Genomic DNA, 18,899 nt, shown 5'->3' with positions numbered 1-18,899 from the left:
CCGATGGCGGTGTGTCAGCCAGTGTATTTTTAGCTGATGCACCGCTATCGGGAGCAAGCCCCCTCCCACATTTGATCGCAGTCGCCTTCAATATCAGCGCAAGGCTCGGCGCAGTACTTTGCCCACCGTGGTTTTGGGCAGTTCGGTGGTGCGGAACTCCACATAACGCGGCACCTTGTAGCCGGTCAGATATTCCCGGCAATGGGCGAGGATCTGCTCCTGGGTCAGGCTCGGGTCCTTGCGCACCACGATGATCTTGACCTTCTCGCCGGTCACGCCATCTTCCACACCGATCGCCGCTACTTCCGCCACCCCTGGATGCATCGCCACCACGTCCTCGATTTCGTTCGGGTACACGTTGAAACCCGAGACCAGGATCATGTCCTTCTTGCGATCCACCAAGCGGATGTAGCCGCGCTCATCCATCACGCCGATGTCACCGGTCGACAACCAGCCCTCGGCATCCAGCACTTCGGCGGTTTCCTTAGGGCGCTTCCAGTAGCCCTGCATCACTTGCGGCCCGCGCACTTGCAGTTCACCTTGCTCGCCGATTTCGGCGATTTCGCCGTCTTCACGCACGAAGCGCACCCAGGTCGACGGCAAGGGCACGCCGATGCTGCCGGTGAATTCCATCTCGCGCATGCGGTTCATGTCGATGGGGCTGATGCTCACCACCGGGGAACACTCGGTCAGCCCGTAGCCCTCGATGATCGGCAAGCCGGTGACTTCCTTCCAGCGCTTGGCCACCGCTGTGTGCGTGGCCATGCCCCCTGCGATCACCATGCGCAGGTCGGAAAAGTCCCGCGCGCAGAATTCCTTGTTCTCCAGCAAACCGTTAAACAGCGTGTTGACCCCGGCAATCCCGTTGAAGCGCTCCTTGCGCAGGATCATCTGCACCCGTTTCACGTCCCGTGGGTTGGCAATCAGGATATTGCGCCCGCCCAGGCACATGAACATCAGGCAGTTCACCGTCAAAGAAAAGATGTGGTACAGCGGCAGCAAGGTGACGTTGGTCTCCTGCTTGTGCTGGTCCAGTTGATCACCGACCCAGGCCTTGGCTTGCAACAGGTTGGCAATAATATTGCGATGGCTGAGCATCACGCCCTTGGCATCGCCGGTGGTGCCGCCGGTGTATTGCAGGAAGGCCAGCTCGTCGCGACTTATGCTGACGGGCAGATAATTGAGCGCCCGCCCCTGTTTCAGCACCTGGTTGAAACGCACCGAGCCAGGCAGCGTGAAGGCCGGCACCTGCTTCTGCACGCTGCGCAGAATGAAGTTCATCGCCGCGCCCTTGAAGGTGCCGAGCAGGTCGCCGATGGCCGCCACTACCACGCGCTTGACGCTGCTGCCGGCGATGACCTTTTCCAGGGTGTGGGCGAAGTTTTCGAAGATCACCACGGTCTCGGCGCCGCTGTCCTTGAGCAGGTGCTTGAGCTCATGGGCGGTGTACAACGGATTGACGTTGACCACCACCGCGCCGGCCAGGATCGTGCCCAGCAGGCAGATTGGGTATTGCAGGCAATTGGGCATCATCAACGCGACGCGGTCGCCCTTCTTCACCCCCTGGCCCTGCAGCCAGGCGGCAAATGCGCTGCCCTGGATGTGCCAGTCGGCGTAAGTCATCGGCGTGCCGATGCTCACATACGCCACCCGCTCGCGGAATTTTTCCAGGTGTTCCACGAACACTTCGCGCAACGAGGGGTAAGCCTCGATAGCGGCATCGATGTCCGCCGGCACGCCGGGCAGGTAGGCGTTCAACCAAATGCGTTCGGTGTGTTCCAGGCTGATGGCGTTCATGGCTGCGTCCTTATTGTTGTTGTGGATAGGGCTACTTTTCGACGATGGCGGTAATACCCAGCCCGCCCGCCGCACAGATCGAGATCAAGCCGCGACCGCCGCCGCGCTCATGGATGGCCTTGGCCAACGCCGCCAGTTGCCGGCCACCGGTGGCGGCAAACGGATGGCCGCAGCCCAGCGAACCGCCGTTGACATTCATTTTTGCGCGGTCGATGGCGCCCAGCGGTGCGTCCAGGCCCAGCCGCTCGCGGCAGTAGTCGGGGTCTTCCCAGGCCTTGAGCGTGCACAGCACTTGGGCGGCGAATGCTTCGTGGATTTCGAAGAAATCAAAATCGGCAAAGCCCAGGCCTTCGCGCTTGAGCATGCGCGGTACGGCGTAGGCCGGGGCCATCAACAGGCCTTCGGTGCCGTCGACGAAATTCACCGCCGCCGTTTCGCCGGTGCGCAGGTAGGCCAGCACCGGCCAGCCATTCGCGGCGGCCCACGCTTCGCTGGCCAGCAACACCACCGAAGCGCCGTCGGTCAGGGGCGTTGAGTTGCCGGCGGTGAGCGTGCCGTCCTGGCGGTCGAAGGCCGGCGCCAGGCTGGCGAGTTTTTCCAGGCTGATGTCGGCGCGCAGGTTGTTGTCCCGTGCGAGGCCCCGATGGGGGCTGATCAGATCGTCGAAGAAACCGCGCTTATAGGCCGCGTCGAGGCGTTGGTGACTGGCGAGGGTCAACTCATCCTGGGCCAGGCGCTTGATCTGCCAACGCTTGGCCATTTCTTCGCAGTGCTCGCCCATCGACAGGCCGGTGCGCGGCTCGCCATTGCGCGGCAGCAGCGGCTTGAACAACATCGAAGGGCGCACCTTCAACAAGGCCTCCAGTTTGTCGCCCAGGCCCTTGGCCCGATTGGCCGCAAGCAAGGTGTGGCGCAGGGATTCGTTGATGCCAATGGGCGCGTCGGAGGTGGTGTCCGCGCCTCCCGCGACACCCACTTCGATCTGGCCAAGCGCGATTTTATTGGCCACCAGCAACGCGGCTTCCAGGCCCGTGCCGCAGGCCTGCTGCACATCGTAGGCTGGGGTCTGCGCACACAGCGTGGTCGACAGCAATGACTCGCGCGCCAGGTTGAAATCGCGCGAATGCTTGATCACCGCACCGGCGACGAATTCGCCCAGGCGCTGACCGTGCAGGTTGTAGCGATCCACCAGGCCTTGCAGGGCGGCCACCAGCAAGTCCTGGTTACTGTCATGGGCATACACGGTGTTGGAACGGGCAAACGGCAGGCGGTTACCGCCGATGATCGCCACGCGTCGGGTCGGTGGCGGATTGAAGCTGTAGTCACTCATGTAAGGCTCTCATTCCAGGCGTTTGATCCCACAGCAACAACCCGCGCATATGCGGTTTGTCGCCGGCCACATTGCGCACTTCGAATTCACGGAGCGGGCCGGTCACGGGGCGGCTCCACAGGGCGACCTGGCCGGGCAGGAAGATCGGCAACTTGAAATCGCAATGGGCCTCGGCGTGGTCCAGGCCACCCGGTGGCTGCTGTGCCGCCAGCGCACGGCCCAGGGTCCACATGCCGTGAGCGATGGCGGGTCGATGATCTGGGTCACGTAGTCCATGGTTCAGGCTCCCAGCAGGCTTTGACCGCACACCCGCACCACTTGGCCGTTGACCCCACCGGACGCCGGATGCGCCAGCCAGGCGATGGTCTCGGCCACGTCGACCGGTTGGCCGCCTTGAAGCAACGAATTCATACGCCGCCCGGCCTCGCGGATCAACAGCGGGACTTTCGCGGTCATCTGCGTCTCGATAAACCCTGGCGCCACCGCATTCACCGTCACCTGCTGCGCCGCCGCACGCGGGGCCAGGCCCTGCACCAGGCCGATCACCCCGGCCTTGGACGTGGCGTAGTTGCTCTGCCCGAGGTTGCCGGCGATACCGGAAATCGACGAGACGCACACAATCCGTCCACCGGGGTTCAGGCCGTGGTTGTCCAGCAGCGCCTGGCTGAGCTGCAACGGCGCCTCGAGGTTGACCGCCAGCACACTGCGCCAGGCGGTTTCGGTCATCTTGGCGATGGTCTTGTCGCGGGTGATTCCGGCATTGTGGACCACCACATCAAAGGCGCCATACTGGCTGACATGCGCCTGCAATAACGCGGCGGCATCCGGCGCGGTGATGTCAAGGGGCAATGCCGAACCGTCCACACTGTCGGCGGCCTGCTGCAGCGCCGACTGGGCCTGGGGCACGTCGACGCACACCACATGGGCACCGTCGCGCGCCAACACCTGGGCAATGGCCAGGCCGATGCCGCGGGAGGCGCCGGTCACCAAGGCGCGACGGCCGGCGAACGGTTTGTCCCAATGGAAGGTGATGTGACTGTCCACCGGCTTCTGGAGGCGTATCACTTGCCCAGACACATAAGCCGAACGGCGCGACAGAAAAAAACGCAGGCTGCTGTCCAAAGCGTCTTCAGCGCCCGGCGCCACGTAGATCAATTGCACGGTGATCGCCCGGCGCAGCTCCTTGGCCAGCGAGCGCACCAGCCCCTCGAGCGCGCGCTGGGCGACGGCCTGGGGCAAGTCCTGGCAATGTTCCGGTGCGGTGCCGAGTACCACCACGCGCGCGTGTTGGCTCAGGCGCCTGGCGTTGGCGTGAAAAAATGTATAGAGCTCATCCAGGTGCTGCAGGTCGGCCACGTGCGTGGCATCGAAAACCGCGCCCTGCACCTTCACCGTCGACGGCGCCTTGACGGTCGCCGCGGTGGCGGCGACGGTGTCGGTGCTACTGAAGAGGCGATGTACGTGCTCGGTCAGGCGCCCTGCCCCGGCGACGATGACCGGGTTGGCCAAACCGTGCTGGCCGCTGCGATGGCGTTGCAGGGGCAAGGGTTGCGGCAAGCCGACGGCCTGGGCCAGGCGACGGCCCCAAGGAGAATTGACGAAAGAAAGGTAGCGGTCACTCATAACACAAATCCTGCTTTGTAAATCCGATCAAATGTGGGAGGGGGCTTGCCCTCGATAGCTGAGTGTCAGTCAGTGAATCTGCATCTGAGCCACCGCTATCGGGGGCAAGCCCCCTCCCACACTGACCCGTGTTTCCCTTTAGTTGACCGAAGCGTTTTCGCTTTGGCTGGCGCGACGCTTGGAGGGCTCCAACGCCTGCTTGCGCCGCTGCAGGGCCTCCAGCAAACCGAAGTCCTGCGGGAAGTCGTCGACCTGGATGCCGTGGTCGGCGTATTCCACATAGCGTGCGAGCAAAGCGTCTTCGTCGTCGCTGATCAGGTCCAACGCCCGTGCCTTGACGCGCCAGCCGGTAAAGGCCGCAGACGAAATCGGCATTGGCGCGAGCAGGCCTTGCTTGATGGCGGGCTTGAGCCGTGCCTCGATCAGCTCCACCTGGGGCAACAGGCGGAACCCCAATTCGCCATAGGCCAGCTTGTCGATTTCCGGGCGCGGGATGTAGGAGTTGGCGAGCAAACGGTCGCGGGTTTCGCCGGGGGTCTGTACGACCTCGGCGACTTGGGCCAACAGGCGATCCGACGGTTTGCGCAAAGGAATGCCAAACGGGAAACTCAAGGCCCGCAGTACCACCGCAGCGGCTTTGGACGGGTAATTGTCGAGCACTTCGGCCAGCGCTTCATGGGCGCGCAACAATGCGTCCTGGGCCGCCCAATGCACCAGCGGCAAGTCGGCCTGAGGCCGGCCGTCGTCCTCAAAGCGCTTGAGCACGCAAGACAGGATGTACAACTGCGACAGCATATCGCCCAGGCGCCCGGTGATACTCTCCTTGCGCTTGAGGGCGCCCCCCAGCACCCCCATGGAAATATCCGAGACCAATGCCAGCACCACCGACAGACGATTGGCCTGACGGTAGTAGGAAGCCAGCGCCGGGTCGGTCTTGGCCGGCGCAGAAAGCAGCCGGCCAGCGGTCAGCGCATGTACCGTGGCACGCACGGTGTTGGCCAGTACAAAACTCACATGGCCGAACATCGCGCTGTCGAACTCCTGCACGGCCTTGCGCCGATCCGGGTTGCGCGCCGCTTCCATTTCGCGCAGCACATAGGGATGGCAGCGGATCAGGCCCTGGCCGTAGATGATCAGGCAGCGGGTCATGATGTTCGCGCCTTCCACGGTGATGGCGATGGGGCTTTGCTGATAGGCGCGTGCCAGGAAATTATTGGGCCCCATGCAGATGCCCTTGCCGGCGACGATGTCCATGCCATCGTTGACGATCATTCGCGCGCGCTCGGTGACGTGGTATTTGGCGATGGCCGAGATGACCGAAGGTTTCTCGCCGGCATCCAGGGACGCCACCGACACCTTGCGCACCGCATCACAGGCATACAAGTGCCCTGCCATGCGGGCCAACGGTGCCTGCACCCCTTCGAACTTGCCGATGGGCAGGCCGAACTGCTTACGCATCGCAGCGTAGGCGGTGGTGCCACGGACCGCCACTTTGCCCAGACCGACGTTGGCCGACGGCAGTGAAATCGCCCTGCCCGCCGCCAGGCATTCCATCAGCATGCGCCAGCCGTTGCCGACTTGTTCGCGACCGCCGATCACCCATTCCAGCGGAATGAACACATCCTTGCCGGTGGTCGGACCGTTCTGGAATACCGCATTCAGCGGCCAGTGGCGACGGCCGCTGTTCACGCCTGGATGGGAGGTGGGAATCAGCGCGCAGGTGATGCCCAGGGCACCTGCGGCACCGAGCAAACCGTTCGGGTCCTCGGCACGGAACGCCAGGCCCAGCACCGTGGCAATCGGGCCGAGGGTGATGTAACGCTTGTCCCAGGTCACGCTGAACCCCAGCACCTCCTCGCCTTCGTGCAGGCCTTTGCACACAATCCCCACGTCGGGAATGGCCCCGGCATCGGAGCCGGCATACGGGCTGGTCAGCGCGAAGCACGGAATATCCTCACCCCGCGCCAGACGCGGCAGGTAATAGTTGCGCTGGGCCTCGGTGCCGTAATGCAGCAGCAGTTCGGCGGGGCCCAGGGAGTTGGGCACCATCACCGAAATGGCCGCCGCCGAGCAGCGGGTCGACAGTTTCATCACCACTTGGGAGTGCGCGTAGTGGGAGAAGCCTTTGCCGCCGTACTGCTTGGGAATGATCATGCCGAGAAAGCCGGCTTCCTTGGTGTATTGCCAGCCCTCGGGGGACATGTCTTGCCACACCTGGGTGGTTTCCCAATCGTTGGCGATGTCGCACAGGGTTTCGACTTCGTTGTCGAGGAACGCCTGCTCCTCGGCACTCAGGGTGGCCGGCGCGGCTTGCAGCAGGCGCTGCCAGTTGGGTTTGCCGCTGAACAGCTCGGCGTCCCACCACACGGTGCCCGATTCGATGGCCGCACGTTCGGTGTCGGACATCGCCGGCATGACCGTACGAAACAGCCCCAAGGCCTTGCGGGTCAACAGCACGCGGCGCAGGGGTTTGATCGCCAGCAACAAAGCCGGCAACACCACCAGCACCGCTGCGACGGTAGCGCCGAATGCGGCCACTGCGTTGAACAGGTAGCCAGCCGCCAGCCATACCAGGCCGGCGCCCAGCCACAGGGTGGCAGCGGCTTGTCGATACGCCAGGGCAATCGCCGCGACGACACCCACCAATAACCAGATAACCATGGGATACCTCTACTTGATTCAGGGCGTGGCACCCGTGCGGACCGCTCGGATTGAGCGGGGCGTAGAGCCACACTACAAACTCGGGAAAATAAATTCAAATTTTGTTTTGAAATTTTTATTTAATGAGCTGGCGAAAATATTCAGGGCTGAACGAGTCAGCCTAATTGCATCAGTCATGTGGCTCCGATTAGGTTCTGCGGCTTGTTCTGTAAGCGTGTCAGTGTGCGCCGGGTCTCAAGATGCGCTGAATACCCGGCTTCAACACGGTCAGGTGCGTGACTAGAACTTATAGGTCGCCGACAAGCTCACGACGTCACCTGACGACTCAGCCTTCCCGTCCAGTTGAGCAGCGCCGAGGCGATCGACGTTCTTGGTTTTCAGGTTGACCTTTTCGACGAACTGGTGCGAGTACGCGCCATCCACTGACAGGCCCGGCACTGCCTTGATGTCGTACCCGGCACCAAACGCCAGGAAATAACGATCGCCATCAGGGATCCGCGGGTCACGCGTGGAGTTACGGGTAGGCGTCTGGTCATACGCCACACCTGCACGCAGGGTGAGTTCGTCGGTGGCTTTGTAGTCGCCGCCGATTGAGGTCATCCACGCGTTTTTGTAGTTGTAGGGAATGGCAACAATGGTCGAGCCCTGAGACTTGAGTGTGAGGTCCTGGAACGAGGACCACTCAGTCCACTGGGCACTCACACCGAGCGTCCAGCGGTCATTGAACTGATGGACCCAGTCAATCGCAGCAGTCGCCGGGATATCCAGTTGCGCACTAGCATGCGCGCCATCCGGGAACAGCTTGAGACCGGGATAGGCCATTTCAACCAGCGTCTCTCCGTTCGGACCAATAGGGTTGGTCATTGTGTTACGACCGATGGCGTCCGTATAAACGTCGTACTTGCCGGTCATCTTGTTTTTGATCTTGGCGTGATAATTCAAACCCAGCGTGTCTTGCTGCGTCGGTTTCCACACAACGCCACCAAACCAGCCTACCGAGATGTTGTCGACTTTAACGCGTATCAAGGAATGCCCGACACCGGTCGGAAAGCCGGTGCCGCCAAGCCCGGGTGATACATCTGCGGCAGCCAACACATCAACGTTCTGGCTGACGTTTCCCTGGCTGCGCTGAACGATGGCACCCCCACCGACCGAAAATTCATCATTGACCTTGAACGACAGTGAGCCTGTCAGGCCGATGGTCTCGATCTTGGTGTCGACGGCGAAATCCCGCAGCTTTGAGTTTTCGTTCCACGTACTTTTCATACCTTGCGGTACGACCTGGCTCAGGCCAAAAGCGAAGCGGTCGCCGATGGGCATAACCATAAAACCAGTGGGCAGCCATGCGGTGAAACCGCCCTGGCCGCCATTATTGGTATTGAGGGTCGGATCGCCCAGGTTGCCTTGGTCATCCAGCACTGGCGTATTGGTCACCGGGTTGCCGTTATGGTCATACGCCTGGCCGGAATATTTGATCTTGATCCGGGCGTAATCGACGGTCTGCTGCACGATGGTTGAATCGATGAACGCCATGGCCGCTGGGTTGTTGTACGCCGCACTCGGGTCATTCTTGAACAGAGAACCGCCACCAAATGCGCGGCCCCAACCGGGGGCGCCATAAGTGGGCGTGGAAAACCCGCCCGCCTGCACATGCCCCGTAGTGATCAGGCCTCCCAACAGGGCCAGTCCCAGTAACGTGTAAGCGTGTTGTTTCTTATTATTCATGCGGTACTCCCTATTATTATGTGCGCCCGGCCCCTGCCGGTGGGTCGTGTAGCCATGGAGCGTCGTTCAAAAGCGCCTGTACTGGAACGGTGTATGACAATCAGGGATGGGTGATAAGCGAAGGCGATTTACCGTTGACCGGCGCCTCGCGGGGGGGCGCCGGCATTTCAACGGGTGATCAGCCCTTTACGGAGTCACGCGCTTACGGGTTTACCGTGAGCGTCGGGGCCACAACGTTCAGCGAAACCACAGTGCAGTTTCCGCTCAGCGACTGATTGGCGGCCGAAAGGGTTTTGGTCCCTGCAGCCCAAGTGACTGCGATAGGGGTTGGTCCGCAGTTGGTGGCTGGGATCGAGTTGATCTTGTAGCCGACATTGGTCACGGTACCGGTGGTGCCCGTCGCAGCAGTCAATACCCAAGGCAGGTTAGTCAGCGTTGGCAAGGCGCACAGACCGCCGCCGGTCAGCGTTGCGCCGTTGATCGAGGCCACGCCACCGCTAACGTTGCCGGTAAAAGTGATGCCGCATGTCACTGCCGCGCCAAAAGACGAAGGCGACTTCACCACGATGGTGCCGGCGTTAGTCGAGAACGGACCGTCCGGAGAGACGGAAGCCGCACTGGCCATCGACGCGGCGCCGAAGCACATTGCAAACGAAGTTGCACAAACGAGGGTTTTCAAGCTTTTCATTATTTTGCCTCACATGTAATGGCGAGTTATTCGCCTGGGGTAATGACCATGAACACGAAGTCACGGTGAAACTGCAGAACTTCGTATTCCAGCCAAATTCAGTTAAGTCCGACAACCTTATTCAACTACTTTGAAATCAGGCGGCATCTTGATTGATACCATTTTAATGGTGCAGTCATCACCAATAGGTACATTGGCAGCCTCCAACTTGCCGGTGGCGTTATCCCACGTACCGACTGCGGTAGAAGGACCGCACTTGCCGCCCAGACCGAATGCATGCACGTCCACGCTGATCTTCGACATTGAGCCGCTTTTTGTATTCTTTGCAGTCAAGATCCATGGCAAATTAATAGCTTCGACCCGGCTGCACTTGAGCCCGCCATCGAACGCCACTTTGTCGATATTGACGGATGTCCCATCGGCCGTCACTTTGCCGGCCACCTTGATGGTGCAGTCGGCACTGATCAACGCGCCTTTGGAGAAGCTGATTGGGCCCTGGGCTGTAAACGCGCTACCGGCAGGTTCGATACGTGCGGCCTGTGCGTGATGCCACGCGATCAAGCCCAGCGCGGCCAGTACGACATTAACGGTGAACTTTATAGTGACCTGAGTTACTTGCATGTTTACGCCCTTCCCTTGAAATTATTTTCGTTCGGGTAAACAACCATCCTGCAACTAAGCTAACAAACAATCGACGTAGAAATCCTTATCGAAATACACTCGAAAAACGCGTTTTTATTTCAAATTAAAACGGCTTGGCTTCGCCGCTGTACTTCTCCAGATACTTCAAGCGCTGTGAAGGCTGGAGATTAGCCAAGCTGATATCACCGGCATAATGATTCAATACACGATGGTCCATCCGGCGCCGCCACAAATACGGCACATAGGCCCAGACAATCATGCTCGCGTAACCATAGGGAAGTTGCGGCGACTCATCAAAGTGCCGCAACGACTGATAACTACGCGTGGGATTGGCATGATGATCGGAATGCCGTTGCAATTGAAACAGGAAGATATTGGTGACTATTCGATTACTGTTCCAGGAGTGCCGCGGCGAACAGCGCTCATAACGACCATTGGGCAATTTCTGGCGCTTGAGGCCGTAATGCTCGACGTAATTCACCACTTCCAGCAACGAGAAACCGTAGACGCCCTGGATGATCAGGAACGGGATCACTGCCGCGCCCAGCCAGGCAATCATCGCGCCCCAGAGCAGCACGCTGTACATCCAGGCGCTGAGCACCGCGTTCTTCCAGTGCCAGGCCGGCAGGCCAAGTTTGCGCAGGCGTTCGCGCTCCAGGTTCCAGGCAGAGCGAGCGCTGAACCATACCGAGCGCGGCAGGAAGGCCCAGAAGCTTTCACCCAGGCGCGAACTGGCCGGATCTTCCGGTGTGGCGACGCGTACGTGGTGGCCACGATTGTGTTCGGTGTAGAAGTGTCCGTAGAACGTCGGCGCCAGCGTGACCTTGGCCAGGAACACTTCCAATGGCTTGGGTTTGTGCCCCAGCTCATGGGCGGTGTTGATCGCGATACCGGTAGCGGCCCCGGTGGACATCGCCATACCCAGATAAGTGAAGCCACTGACGGGGCCGTGCAACTCGGTGCGGGCGGTAATGAATGCTGCGGCATGTGCCAGCCCGCTCGATGGATCGAGGGTCGCGGTGGCCCGCAGTAGCCCGCCGCCGATGATCCAGTCAATGCCGCCGGCGGCGAGCCAACCGGTGATCACGACCGAGGCGATCACAAACAGCACGCCGGTGTAGACGATCCAACGGTAGTAGTGCTGGGATTCGAGATGGCTGACGGCAGATTCCGGCGGGTTGCTGAGGTCTTCACCCAACAGGCCGTCGATCAATGGGATCAAGCCGAAGATGACCAGCACACCGATCCACCACAGTTGCTGAATACCGGTGCCGATAGCCAGGGCCCCCGAGAGCAGTGGAGTCGCCAGGGGCATGATGCCGAGCCACCACAGGTAACGCTTGCCGTCGGCCCAGACGCCTGGCATCGCCAGGGACGGGTTCATGCCCACCTCCGAGCGCAGGCGGAGGCAGCAAACAGGAGGGCGGAGCGCTGGCCGCTCCGAGACATCAACCATGCGATAAAAGGCGTTTTTTTCATTATTTTATTCGCTCTTAGGCATTTCAAAAAATGTTTCAAATTAGAAATTGAAATAATTTTTTAAATAAATAGCGCGGAATCGTTAGGTCGTCAACCAGTTTATCCGGGCCTTTTTGCGTGACCGGGCAGTCTCTTTTTCAGAGCGCCGGCCAGGTGTCTAGGGCGGGCGTTGACGCGCTGGAACCGCAGATCGGATGGCATGGTTATTTGCCCGCCATGGCAAACGAGGGCTGCAATACGGCGGCGCTTCGTGCAGGCCCAGCCCGTTTGGCAATCTGCTCGACCAACGCCACCACTCGTTCCGTGGCGGTAATCGGTAACATGTGCCCTCGGTCTTCCACCACCTGCAGTTTCAGCCCGGGCACCTTGCTGGCCAGGCCCTGACCGTGTTTCTGGAAGTCGAGCACGTTATCCCGGGCGCCGTAGATGAGGCCGATTGGCAGCGTCAGCAGCGGGTAGCGCTTGACCATGTCCGGCAAGTGATCGTTGACTCGGTTGATCTCAGTGGACGCGGCAAAGAAGTTCTCGGGACGCATCCCCAGCAAACCGCCGCCGCGCGTAGCGAAGTCTGGCGGGGCGGCATCGGGGGCGAACACGCCCTTGACCACCGAGCCCTTGGTCAACAGGCCAATGGGCAGGGTCAAGGTGCGCGACACCCAGCGTCGCAGCCAGGCAGGGCGCACGGCCAGGGGCAGGAACACCAACGGCAGCATGCGCTGGGGATGGGTCAAGGGCGCCACCAGGATCAAGCCGGATACCGCATGCGGATGGTCAAGGGCCAACGCCAGGGCAACCGCACCGCCCAGGGAATGCCCAAGCACCAGCGGCTGATCCAGCTCGAGGGTTTTGATAAAAGCGGCCATTTGGCGCGCCTGGGCCGGCAGGTCTGCTGCCGTGTGGTTGTGCCGACTGGAGTAGCCCGACCCTGGGCGATCGACGCTGATGACGCGGAACTGCCCACGTAACTGACCGGATAACGCGTAAGTCAGGTTGCGACTGCTGCCCATCAGCCCGTGGATCATCACCAGCGCTGGGCCTTGGCCTTCGTCTACATAATGAAAGCGCTCGCCATCCACCTCGACGACGCGCCCGTTGATCGGAACGGCGGTTTCAATACGCCGTGTCATCCAGGCGCTGAAAGCCCACGACACAGCGCTCGCGCCTATCACCACACCCGCAGCGACAACCCACTCGACAGCCATAGCTCGGTCCTCTGCTTCCCTGCTGCTGGCGACCCGATCGGGATTGATCAAGGCCTCAACCTTCGCCCATACCTTGGACCCAGCCTCCATGCGCGTCTGTCGGACAAGTCGCATAGATCGAACAAGGTCCTAGCGTAGGCGAAATTTTCAGGTAGATTATTTAAAATCTTTTTTAAAATAATTAATTCAATTTTCCTTTGCAATGGTGTTCTATCTAAAACACAAAAGAAAAACAGGAGCACATCCGATGCCCACCAAGGACCGCTTATGAATGCCCACAGCGACGCCATCGACATCGCCATCATCGGCTCAGGCTTCGCCGGCCTGTGCATGGCGATCAAACTCAAGCAAGCCGGGCTCAGCGATTTTTTTGTCGCTGAGCAGGCCGACACACTCGGCGGTACGTGGCGTGACAACCACTACCCTGGCTGTGCCTGTGACGTGCAGTCCCATGTCTACTCCTTTTCCTTTGCGCCGAACCCCGACTGGACGCGCCAATTTGCCCCGCAAGCGGAGATTCGCGCTTACCTGGAGCAATGCGCGCGGCGGTTCGGGCTGGCGCCGTACCTGCGTTTCGGCATGGGCCTGCAACGGGCGGTGTTCGATGATCAGCAGCAACGCTGGCAACTGACGTTCAGCGATGGCCGCCAAGTCAGTGCGCGAGTGCTGGTGTCGGGCATGGGTGGCCTGTCGCGCCCTGCACTGCCGGATATTCCTGGGCTCGACAGTTTCAAAGGCAAGCGTTTCCACTCGCAGCAGTGGGACCATGACTACAGTTTGAAGGGCAAGCGCGTGGCGGTGATCGGCACCGGCGCCAGTGCTATTCAGTTCGTGCCGCAGATTGCGCCGCAAGTGGCGCACCTGGACCTGTTCCAGCGCACGCCGCCCTGGATCATGCCCAAACCCGACCGGCCGATCTCACGTGTCGAACGCTGGCTGTTCAAGCATCTGCCGGTGACCCAAAGGCTGGTGCGCAGTGCCTTTTATTGGGCGTTGGAAGGCCGCGTGGTGGGCTTTTCCCTGCACCCGCGCTTGATGAAGATGGTGCAGAAAATCGCCCTGCGTCATTTGCATAAACAAGTGGCCCGCCCTTCCCTGCGCAAGATTCTGACGCCGGACTACACCATCGGCTGCAAACGTGTGCTGATCTCCAACGACTACTACCCGGCGTTGTCGCGCAGTAATGTCGAGGTGGTGACCGACCAGGTGCTGCGGATCGAAGCCGATGGCGTGATCACCGCTGACGGCATCAAGCACCCCGCCGATTGCCTGATCTTCGGCACCGGGTTCCAGGCCGTCGATCCCCTGCCCCGTGGCTGCATCATCGGCCGCAACGGCATCGACCTGATGGACACCTGGCACGACGGCGCCCATGCCTATAAAGGCACCACGGTGCCGGGCTATCCCAACCTGTTCCTGATCGTCGGGCCCAACACCGGCTTGGGGCACAACTCGATGATCCTGATGATCGAAGCCCAGGTCGCTTACATCCTTGATGCGTTGCAACAGATGCAGCGCCAACGCATCGCTATGGTGGAGGTCAAACCCGCCGTGGAGCAGGCCTACAACGCGCAATTGCAAGGCAAGCTCAAGCGCACCATCTGGAATACCGGCGGTTGCCAAAGCTGGTACCTCGACCCGCGTACCGGCAAGAACACCACGCTGTGGCCCGGCTCGACGTGGCGGTTCAAGCAAGTCACCCGGCATTTTGCGCTCAAGGACTATGTGGTCAGCCGGGCGCCGGTTGTGCCTGTGCCGCGCGCCGCAGCAACCCCTCATTGCGCCACAGAAGGCAGTCTGTCATGAAGTCATTCACCGGCCGCGTGGCGGCAATTACGGGAGCGGCCTCCGGCATGGGTCGCGCACTGGCCCTGGCCCTGGCACGGGAGGGTTGCCACCTGGCCTTGGCCGACAAGAACAGCCAGGGGCTGGAGCACACACGGGACCTGGTCAGGACCTCGACCCTGTCGCCGGTGACCGTCACCACCCAGATACTGGATGTCTCGGACCGCCAAGCCATGCTGGAGTGGGCGGCGCGGTGTGCGGCCGAGCATGGCCAGGTCAACCTGGTCTTCAATAATGCCGGAGTGGCGCTGTCGAGCACCGTGGAAGGCGTGGACTATGCCGACCTGGAGTGGATCGTCGGCATCAATTTCTGGGGCGTGGTGCATGGCACCAAGGCGTTCCTGCCTTACCTGAAGGCCAGTGGCGACGGGCATATCGTCAACACCTCCAGCGTGTTCGGCCTGTTCGCCCAGCCCGGCATGAGTGGCTACAACGCCAGCAAGTTCGCGGTGCGCGGCTTTACCGAAGCACTGCGCCAGGAGCTGGACCTGCAACGCTGCGGCGTCTCCGCCACCTGCGTGCATCCTGGCGGAATTCGCACCGACATCTGCCGCAGCAGCCGGATTGACGCGAACATGACCGGCTTCCTTATCCATAGCGAGCAACAGGCGCGCGCCGATTTCGAAAAACTGTTTATCACCGACGCCGACCAGGCCGCCAAGGTGATCCTGCAAGGCGTGCGCAAAAACAAACGCCGCGTGCTGATCGGCCGCGATGCGTATTTGCTCGACCTGCTCGCCCGGTGCCTGCCGGCGGCCTATCAAGCGCTGGTGGTGTTTGCCAGCAGGCGTATGGCGCCCAAACCACGCACGCCCGTGTTTGAAACCAACGACGAGCCCCGTCTCTGAACAGGAGCACACCCCATGTTGCCGATTCGCCGTGATATCCGCTTCGCCCTGCCCGCCGGGCGCATCACCAACTGGCATGAACAAGGCCCGTTCATCACGCACTTTTTCAATGCCCTGTCGCTGCTGTTTCCCCAGGGCGAGCTGTTTTTCATGGACAGCGTGCGCCACTACCGTTCCCGCATCGACGATCCGGACCTCAAGAAAGAGATCCAGGGTTTCATCGGCCAGGAAGCCATGCACAGCCGTGAACACGTGGCCTACAACGACCTGCTGCAAGCGGCAGGCCTGCCGGCGCACAGCCTCGATCGCCGCTTGAAATTCTTTCTCGACCTGCAAAAGAAACACCTGCCGCCATCTTTTAACCTCGCGGTAACCATCGCCCTTGAGCACTACACCGCGATGCTCGCGGAAATCCTGCTGAGTGACCCGTCGCGTTTCGGCGACTCACTCAAGGGCTACCAGCAGATGTGGTACTGGCACGCCCTTGAGGAAACCGAACATAAAGCGGTGGCCTTCGATGTGTGGAACCGGGTGATCACGCCTGGGCCCAAGCGCTACTTGCTGCGCACCGGCACCATGCTGTTTACCACGCTGCTGTTCTGGCTGGTGGTGTTCGATTTCCACGTGCGCCTGTTGATTGCCGACCGCAAGTCGGGTGGGCATCTGCAGGGGTTCTGGCGCATGCTCAAGTTTCTGTATGCCCCCAAGGGCATCTTTGCGCGCATGCTGCGGCCGTGGCTGCACTATTTCAAACCGGGCTTTCATCCTTGGGACCATGACAATCGGGCACGGTTGGAGGGGATAGACGCACTGGTCGAGGAGATCGAGCGGACCAATCGGGGCTACGAGGCGGTCTAGCACGCCGGCGTGCTGTTTTGAACGGGGCCGGCTGCCAGAGCGGTCGGCCCCATGACTGCCAGATCACCCCAACCCCGCCCGCTCGCGCACAAACAGCGGCACCTCATGCCCCGGCAACGCCCTGCTGAAATACCAGCCTTGAATGAACAACTCAGCCCCCGTATTCAGAAACGCCAATTGCTCGGCGGTCTCGACCCCTTCCACCACCACGCCCAGGTTAAGCGCCTCACAGAAACGCAGCATGCCGGTCAGCACCTGAGCGCCCTTGGGATCGTGCTGTGCAACCACGAAGCTGCGATCGATCTTGATGAAGTCCACCGGAAACTGATGCAGGTAACTCAACGCCGAAAACCCGGTGCCAAAGTCATCGATATATACCTTTGCCCCCAATGCCTGCAGTTTCTGGATGGTCTGACGGGTCGCCTGGATATCGCTGACCAGCGCATCTTCGGTGATCTCCACCGACACCCAGCCCTGGGCCTGGGCGAGAATCTCCACCAGACGATCACCATAAGCCGCGTCCTTGAGGGTAACGCTGGAGACATTGATGGTCATGGGCAATTCAAAACCGGCCTTCTTCCACTGTTGATACTGGCGTACGGCCTGGGACGCCACCCACACGTCCACATCCGGCATCAACCGCGCCTGTGCCAACCATTGCAGGAACTCCCAGGGTGAATGCACCGTGCCCTGGCTGTCCCGGGCGCGCATCAAGGCTTCGCAGCCGGTGCACAGGCCGGTACGGGTGGAAACTTGGGGCTGAAACTCAAGATAGAACTCGTAGTCGCTGATCTGCTGGATCCGGTTCAACTCAATGGCCTGCCGGGCCAGGGCGCGGTGCGACGCGAGCACCGGGTCGAACTCCAGCAACCGCCCCTTCTCCTCCAGGCCGCGAAACGTCATGTCCAGGGATTTGAGGTATACCGTGCCGCCGTCACTGGCCTGGCGATGGATCGCTCGTACATACGGCGCATACACCAGCGTCCCCAGGCCCATCAGTACAACCTGCAATACCACGGCCGCGACGTCGCCATGGGTACTGAGGTAAGCATTGAGCAACACCGGTGCGGTAAACGGCACACTGGCCACGGCCGGTGCTACCCAACCCAGTTGCACCACCGCGAGCGCCACCGTCGCATTGACCGCCGGCACCAACAGAAAGGGTATGAACAACCGCGGGTTGAGGATGATCGGCAAACCGAACAACAACACTTCGCTGACATTGAATAACGACAGCGGCAAACTGGCCATCGCCAGTAACCGCATGGACTGGCTCCTGGAAAACAGCAGGATTGCCAGGAGCAGGCACAGCGCGCCGCCCGACCCACCGATAAATGCGAAGCTGCCCAACAGGCCGCTGTTAAGCAGGTATTGGACCGGCTCACCCGCCGCCAGCGCTGCGCCATTGAGCAGCACAGCTTGATCCAGTACATCGAACAGCGGCTGCATGGCATACACGCCATGAATCCCGAAAAACCACAACAGCGAGTTCATCAAGGTCACAAACAGCCCGCTGCCGTAAGGCGCCTGTAACGTATTGAGCACCTGCGGCCCCTGCAGTTGTGCCACATAGGGGATCTGCAGCAGCAACGACAACACCACCACCAATGCCAGCGCAGTGATCGCACCGGGTAGCACCATGTTGATCGTGCCCTTGAGGTTGTGTCCGATCAGGTCTTCATGCACCAGGCGAGTCCAACGCAAACGGTGCAGCCAGGCCATGGCCGGCACATTGATCAGCGGCGACGCGATGGCAATGAACAGCAGGAAGGTGGCCGAAGCCCGAGGGTATTCGCGCAAAAGAAACGTGGCCACCACTACGTTGGCAAGGCACAAAAAGGCTATTGGCAGTTGTGGCAAGCGGTGCCGGATAGCCAGCATATAGCCAATGGAAGCGGCGACCAGCAGTGGAATCACCGAGCTGATCCGGTCATGCAGGCCCGAAAGAAAGCTCACTATCGGTGGGCTGAAGCCCAGCACCTTGGCGCATTCGGACAGGATCAGGAAAACGGCAGACACCAACAGGCACGGCAGGATCCACAACAATCCCTCCCGAATCGCACGTAACGACTCGATACTGGCCAGGGCCGCCAGGCGCTGGGTAAGGAAAAGTTTGAACAGCGTTTGCGCCATGAGCCGCCCTCTGCCCGTATTCGCGGGGTCTGGAGATCAGCGCCGGAATACCCGTCAACGCTACACGC

Annotated in this window: 13 protein-coding genes and 1 pseudogene; 3 read left to right on the top strand and 11 right to left on the bottom strand. The window is 60.9% G+C overall.

The genetic code is table 11. The annotated features are described in order from the left end of the window. Nucleotides 1-93 precede the first annotated feature (93 nt). The 10 genes and pseudogenes from C4J86_RS12105 to C4J86_RS12060 form a co-directional block, all read right to left on the bottom strand. On the bottom strand, nt 94-1,797 hold the full coding sequence (locus C4J86_RS12105) for an AMP-binding protein (RefSeq protein WP_124370559.1): 1,704 nt from the start codon (nt 1,795-1,797) through the stop codon (nt 94-96). Nucleotides 1,798-1,828: 31 nt separating this feature from the next. Continuing rightward, nucleotides 1,829-3,127, bottom strand: a complete 1,299-nt coding sequence (locus tag C4J86_RS12100; protein WP_124370558.1) for an acetyl-CoA C-acetyltransferase — start codon at nt 3,125-3,127, stop codon at nt 1,829-1,831. Beyond that, nucleotides 3,120-3,380 (bottom strand): annotated as a pseudogene (locus C4J86_RS12095) (acyl dehydratase); the annotation flags it as partial. The pseudogene C4J86_RS12095 and the gene C4J86_RS12100, both read right to left, overlap by 8 nt. Before the next feature lie 26 nt (nt 3,381-3,406). Next, entirely contained in the window at nt 3,407-4,750 is a 1,344-nt protein-coding gene (locus C4J86_RS12090) for a 3-oxoacyl-ACP reductase (RefSeq protein ID WP_124370557.1), read from the bottom strand. Nucleotides 4,751-4,888: 138 nt separating this feature from the next. Then, the gene (locus tag C4J86_RS12085) at nt 4,889-7,411 is read right to left on the bottom strand and encodes an acyl-CoA dehydrogenase (protein WP_124370556.1); all 2,523 of its coding nucleotides are present in this window, start codon (nt 7,409-7,411) and stop codon (nt 4,889-4,891) included. Between the two features lie 279 nt (nt 7,412-7,690). Further along, complete coding sequence (locus C4J86_RS12080) at nt 7,691-9,136, bottom strand: outer membrane protein transport protein (protein ID WP_124370555.1); 1,446 nt, start codon at nt 9,134-9,136, stop codon at nt 7,691-7,693. 202 nt (nt 9,137-9,338) lie between these two features. Beyond that, on the bottom strand, nt 9,339-9,824 hold the full coding sequence (praB, locus tag C4J86_RS12075) for an alkane oxidation protein activator PraB (RefSeq protein ID WP_124370554.1): 486 nt from the start codon (nt 9,822-9,824) through the stop codon (nt 9,339-9,341). Nucleotides 9,825-9,941: 117 nt separating this feature from the next. Further along, nucleotides 9,942-10,445: an alkane oxidation protein activator PraA gene (gene praA, locus C4J86_RS12070; RefSeq protein WP_124370553.1), complete on the bottom strand. Its 504-nt coding sequence runs from the start codon at nt 10,443-10,445 to the stop codon at nt 9,942-9,944. Between the two features lie 124 nt (nt 10,446-10,569). Next, nucleotides 10,570-11,850 carry an alkane 1-monooxygenase gene (locus C4J86_RS12065; protein WP_124370552.1) on the bottom strand — a complete coding sequence of 427 codons (1,281 nt, stop codon included), beginning with the start codon at nt 11,848-11,850 and terminating at the stop codon, nt 10,570-10,572. Between the two features lie 298 nt (nt 11,851-12,148). Further along, complete coding sequence (locus C4J86_RS12060; RefSeq protein ID WP_124370551.1) at nt 12,149-13,147, bottom strand: alpha/beta fold hydrolase; 999 nt, start codon at nt 13,145-13,147, stop codon at nt 12,149-12,151. A 267-nt stretch (nt 13,148-13,414) separates the two neighbouring features. Here C4J86_RS12060 and C4J86_RS12055 point away from each other — a divergent pair, with 267 nt between their 5' ends. From C4J86_RS12055 to C4J86_RS12045, 3 genes are read left to right on the top strand one after another with little or no spacing between them, the layout of a single operon-like run. Beyond that, a complete protein-coding gene (locus tag C4J86_RS12055) occupies nt 13,415-14,953 on the top strand; it encodes an NAD(P)/FAD-dependent oxidoreductase (protein WP_124370550.1) in 1,539 nt (512 codons plus the stop codon). Further along, a complete protein-coding gene (locus tag C4J86_RS12050; protein WP_124370549.1) occupies nt 14,950-15,840 on the top strand; it encodes an SDR family oxidoreductase in 891 nt (296 codons plus the stop codon). Before C4J86_RS12055 ends, C4J86_RS12050 begins: the two co-directional genes overlap by 4 nt. Before the next feature lie 15 nt (nt 15,841-15,855). Then, nucleotides 15,856-16,698 carry a metal-dependent hydrolase gene (locus C4J86_RS12045; protein ID WP_124362647.1) on the top strand — a complete coding sequence of 281 codons (843 nt, stop codon included), beginning with the start codon at nt 15,856-15,858 and terminating at the stop codon, nt 16,696-16,698. A gap of 63 nt (nt 16,699-16,761) precedes the next feature. On the opposite strand, the gene C4J86_RS12040 is transcribed toward C4J86_RS12045, so the two are convergent. Continuing rightward, nucleotides 16,762-18,831 carry an EAL domain-containing protein gene (locus tag C4J86_RS12040; RefSeq protein ID WP_124370548.1) on the bottom strand — a complete coding sequence of 690 codons (2,070 nt, stop codon included), beginning with the start codon at nt 18,829-18,831 and terminating at the stop codon, nt 16,762-16,764. Nucleotides 18,832-18,899: the final 68 nt, after the last annotated feature.

Origin of the sequence: Pseudomonas sp. R2-7-07, assembly GCF_003852355.1 — a bacterium.
Lineage (GTDB): Bacteria > Pseudomonadota > Gammaproteobacteria > Pseudomonadales > Pseudomonadaceae > Aquipseudomonas.
This window is presented reverse-complemented; position numbering and strand designations above follow the sequence as displayed.

Bases quoted from the DNA above. Each gene is read 5' to 3' on its own strand.
- C4J86_RS12105 (WP_124370559.1), bottom strand. From the start codon at position 1,797: ATGAACGCCATCAGCCTGGAACACACCGAACGCATTTGGTTGAACGCC.
- C4J86_RS12100 (WP_124370558.1), bottom strand. From the start codon at position 3,127: ATGAGTGACTACAGCTTCAATCCGCCACCGACCCGACGCGTGGCGATC.
- C4J86_RS12090 (WP_124370557.1), bottom strand. From the start codon at position 4,750: ATGAGTGACCGCTACCTTTCTTTCGTCAATTCTCCTTGGGGCCGTCGC.
- C4J86_RS12085 (WP_124370556.1), bottom strand. From the start codon at position 7,411: ATGGTTATCTGGTTATTGGTGGGTGTCGTCGCGGCGATTGCCCTGGCG.
- C4J86_RS12080 (WP_124370555.1), bottom strand. From the start codon at position 9,136: ATGAATAATAAGAAACAACACGCTTACACGTTACTGGGACTGGCCCTG.
- praB (WP_124370554.1), bottom strand. From the start codon at position 9,824: ATGAAAAGCTTGAAAACCCTCGTTTGTGCAACTTCGTTTGCAATGTGC.
- praA (WP_124370553.1), bottom strand. From the start codon at position 10,445: ATGCAAGTAACTCAGGTCACTATAAAGTTCACCGTTAATGTCGTACTG.
- C4J86_RS12065 (WP_124370552.1), bottom strand. From the start codon at position 11,850: ATGAACCCGTCCCTGGCGATGCCAGGCGTCTGGGCCGACGGCAAGCGT.
- C4J86_RS12060 (WP_124370551.1), bottom strand. From the start codon at position 13,147: ATGGCTGTCGAGTGGGTTGTCGCTGCGGGTGTGGTGATAGGCGCGAGC.
- C4J86_RS12055 (WP_124370550.1), top strand. From the start codon at position 13,415: ATGAATGCCCACAGCGACGCCATCGACATCGCCATCATCGGCTCAGGC.
- C4J86_RS12050 (WP_124370549.1), top strand. From the start codon at position 14,950: ATGAAGTCATTCACCGGCCGCGTGGCGGCAATTACGGGAGCGGCCTCC.
- C4J86_RS12045 (WP_124362647.1), top strand. From the start codon at position 15,856: ATGTTGCCGATTCGCCGTGATATCCGCTTCGCCCTGCCCGCCGGGCGC.
- C4J86_RS12040 (WP_124370548.1), bottom strand. From the start codon at position 18,831: ATGGCGCAAACGCTGTTCAAACTTTTCCTTACCCAGCGCCTGGCGGCC.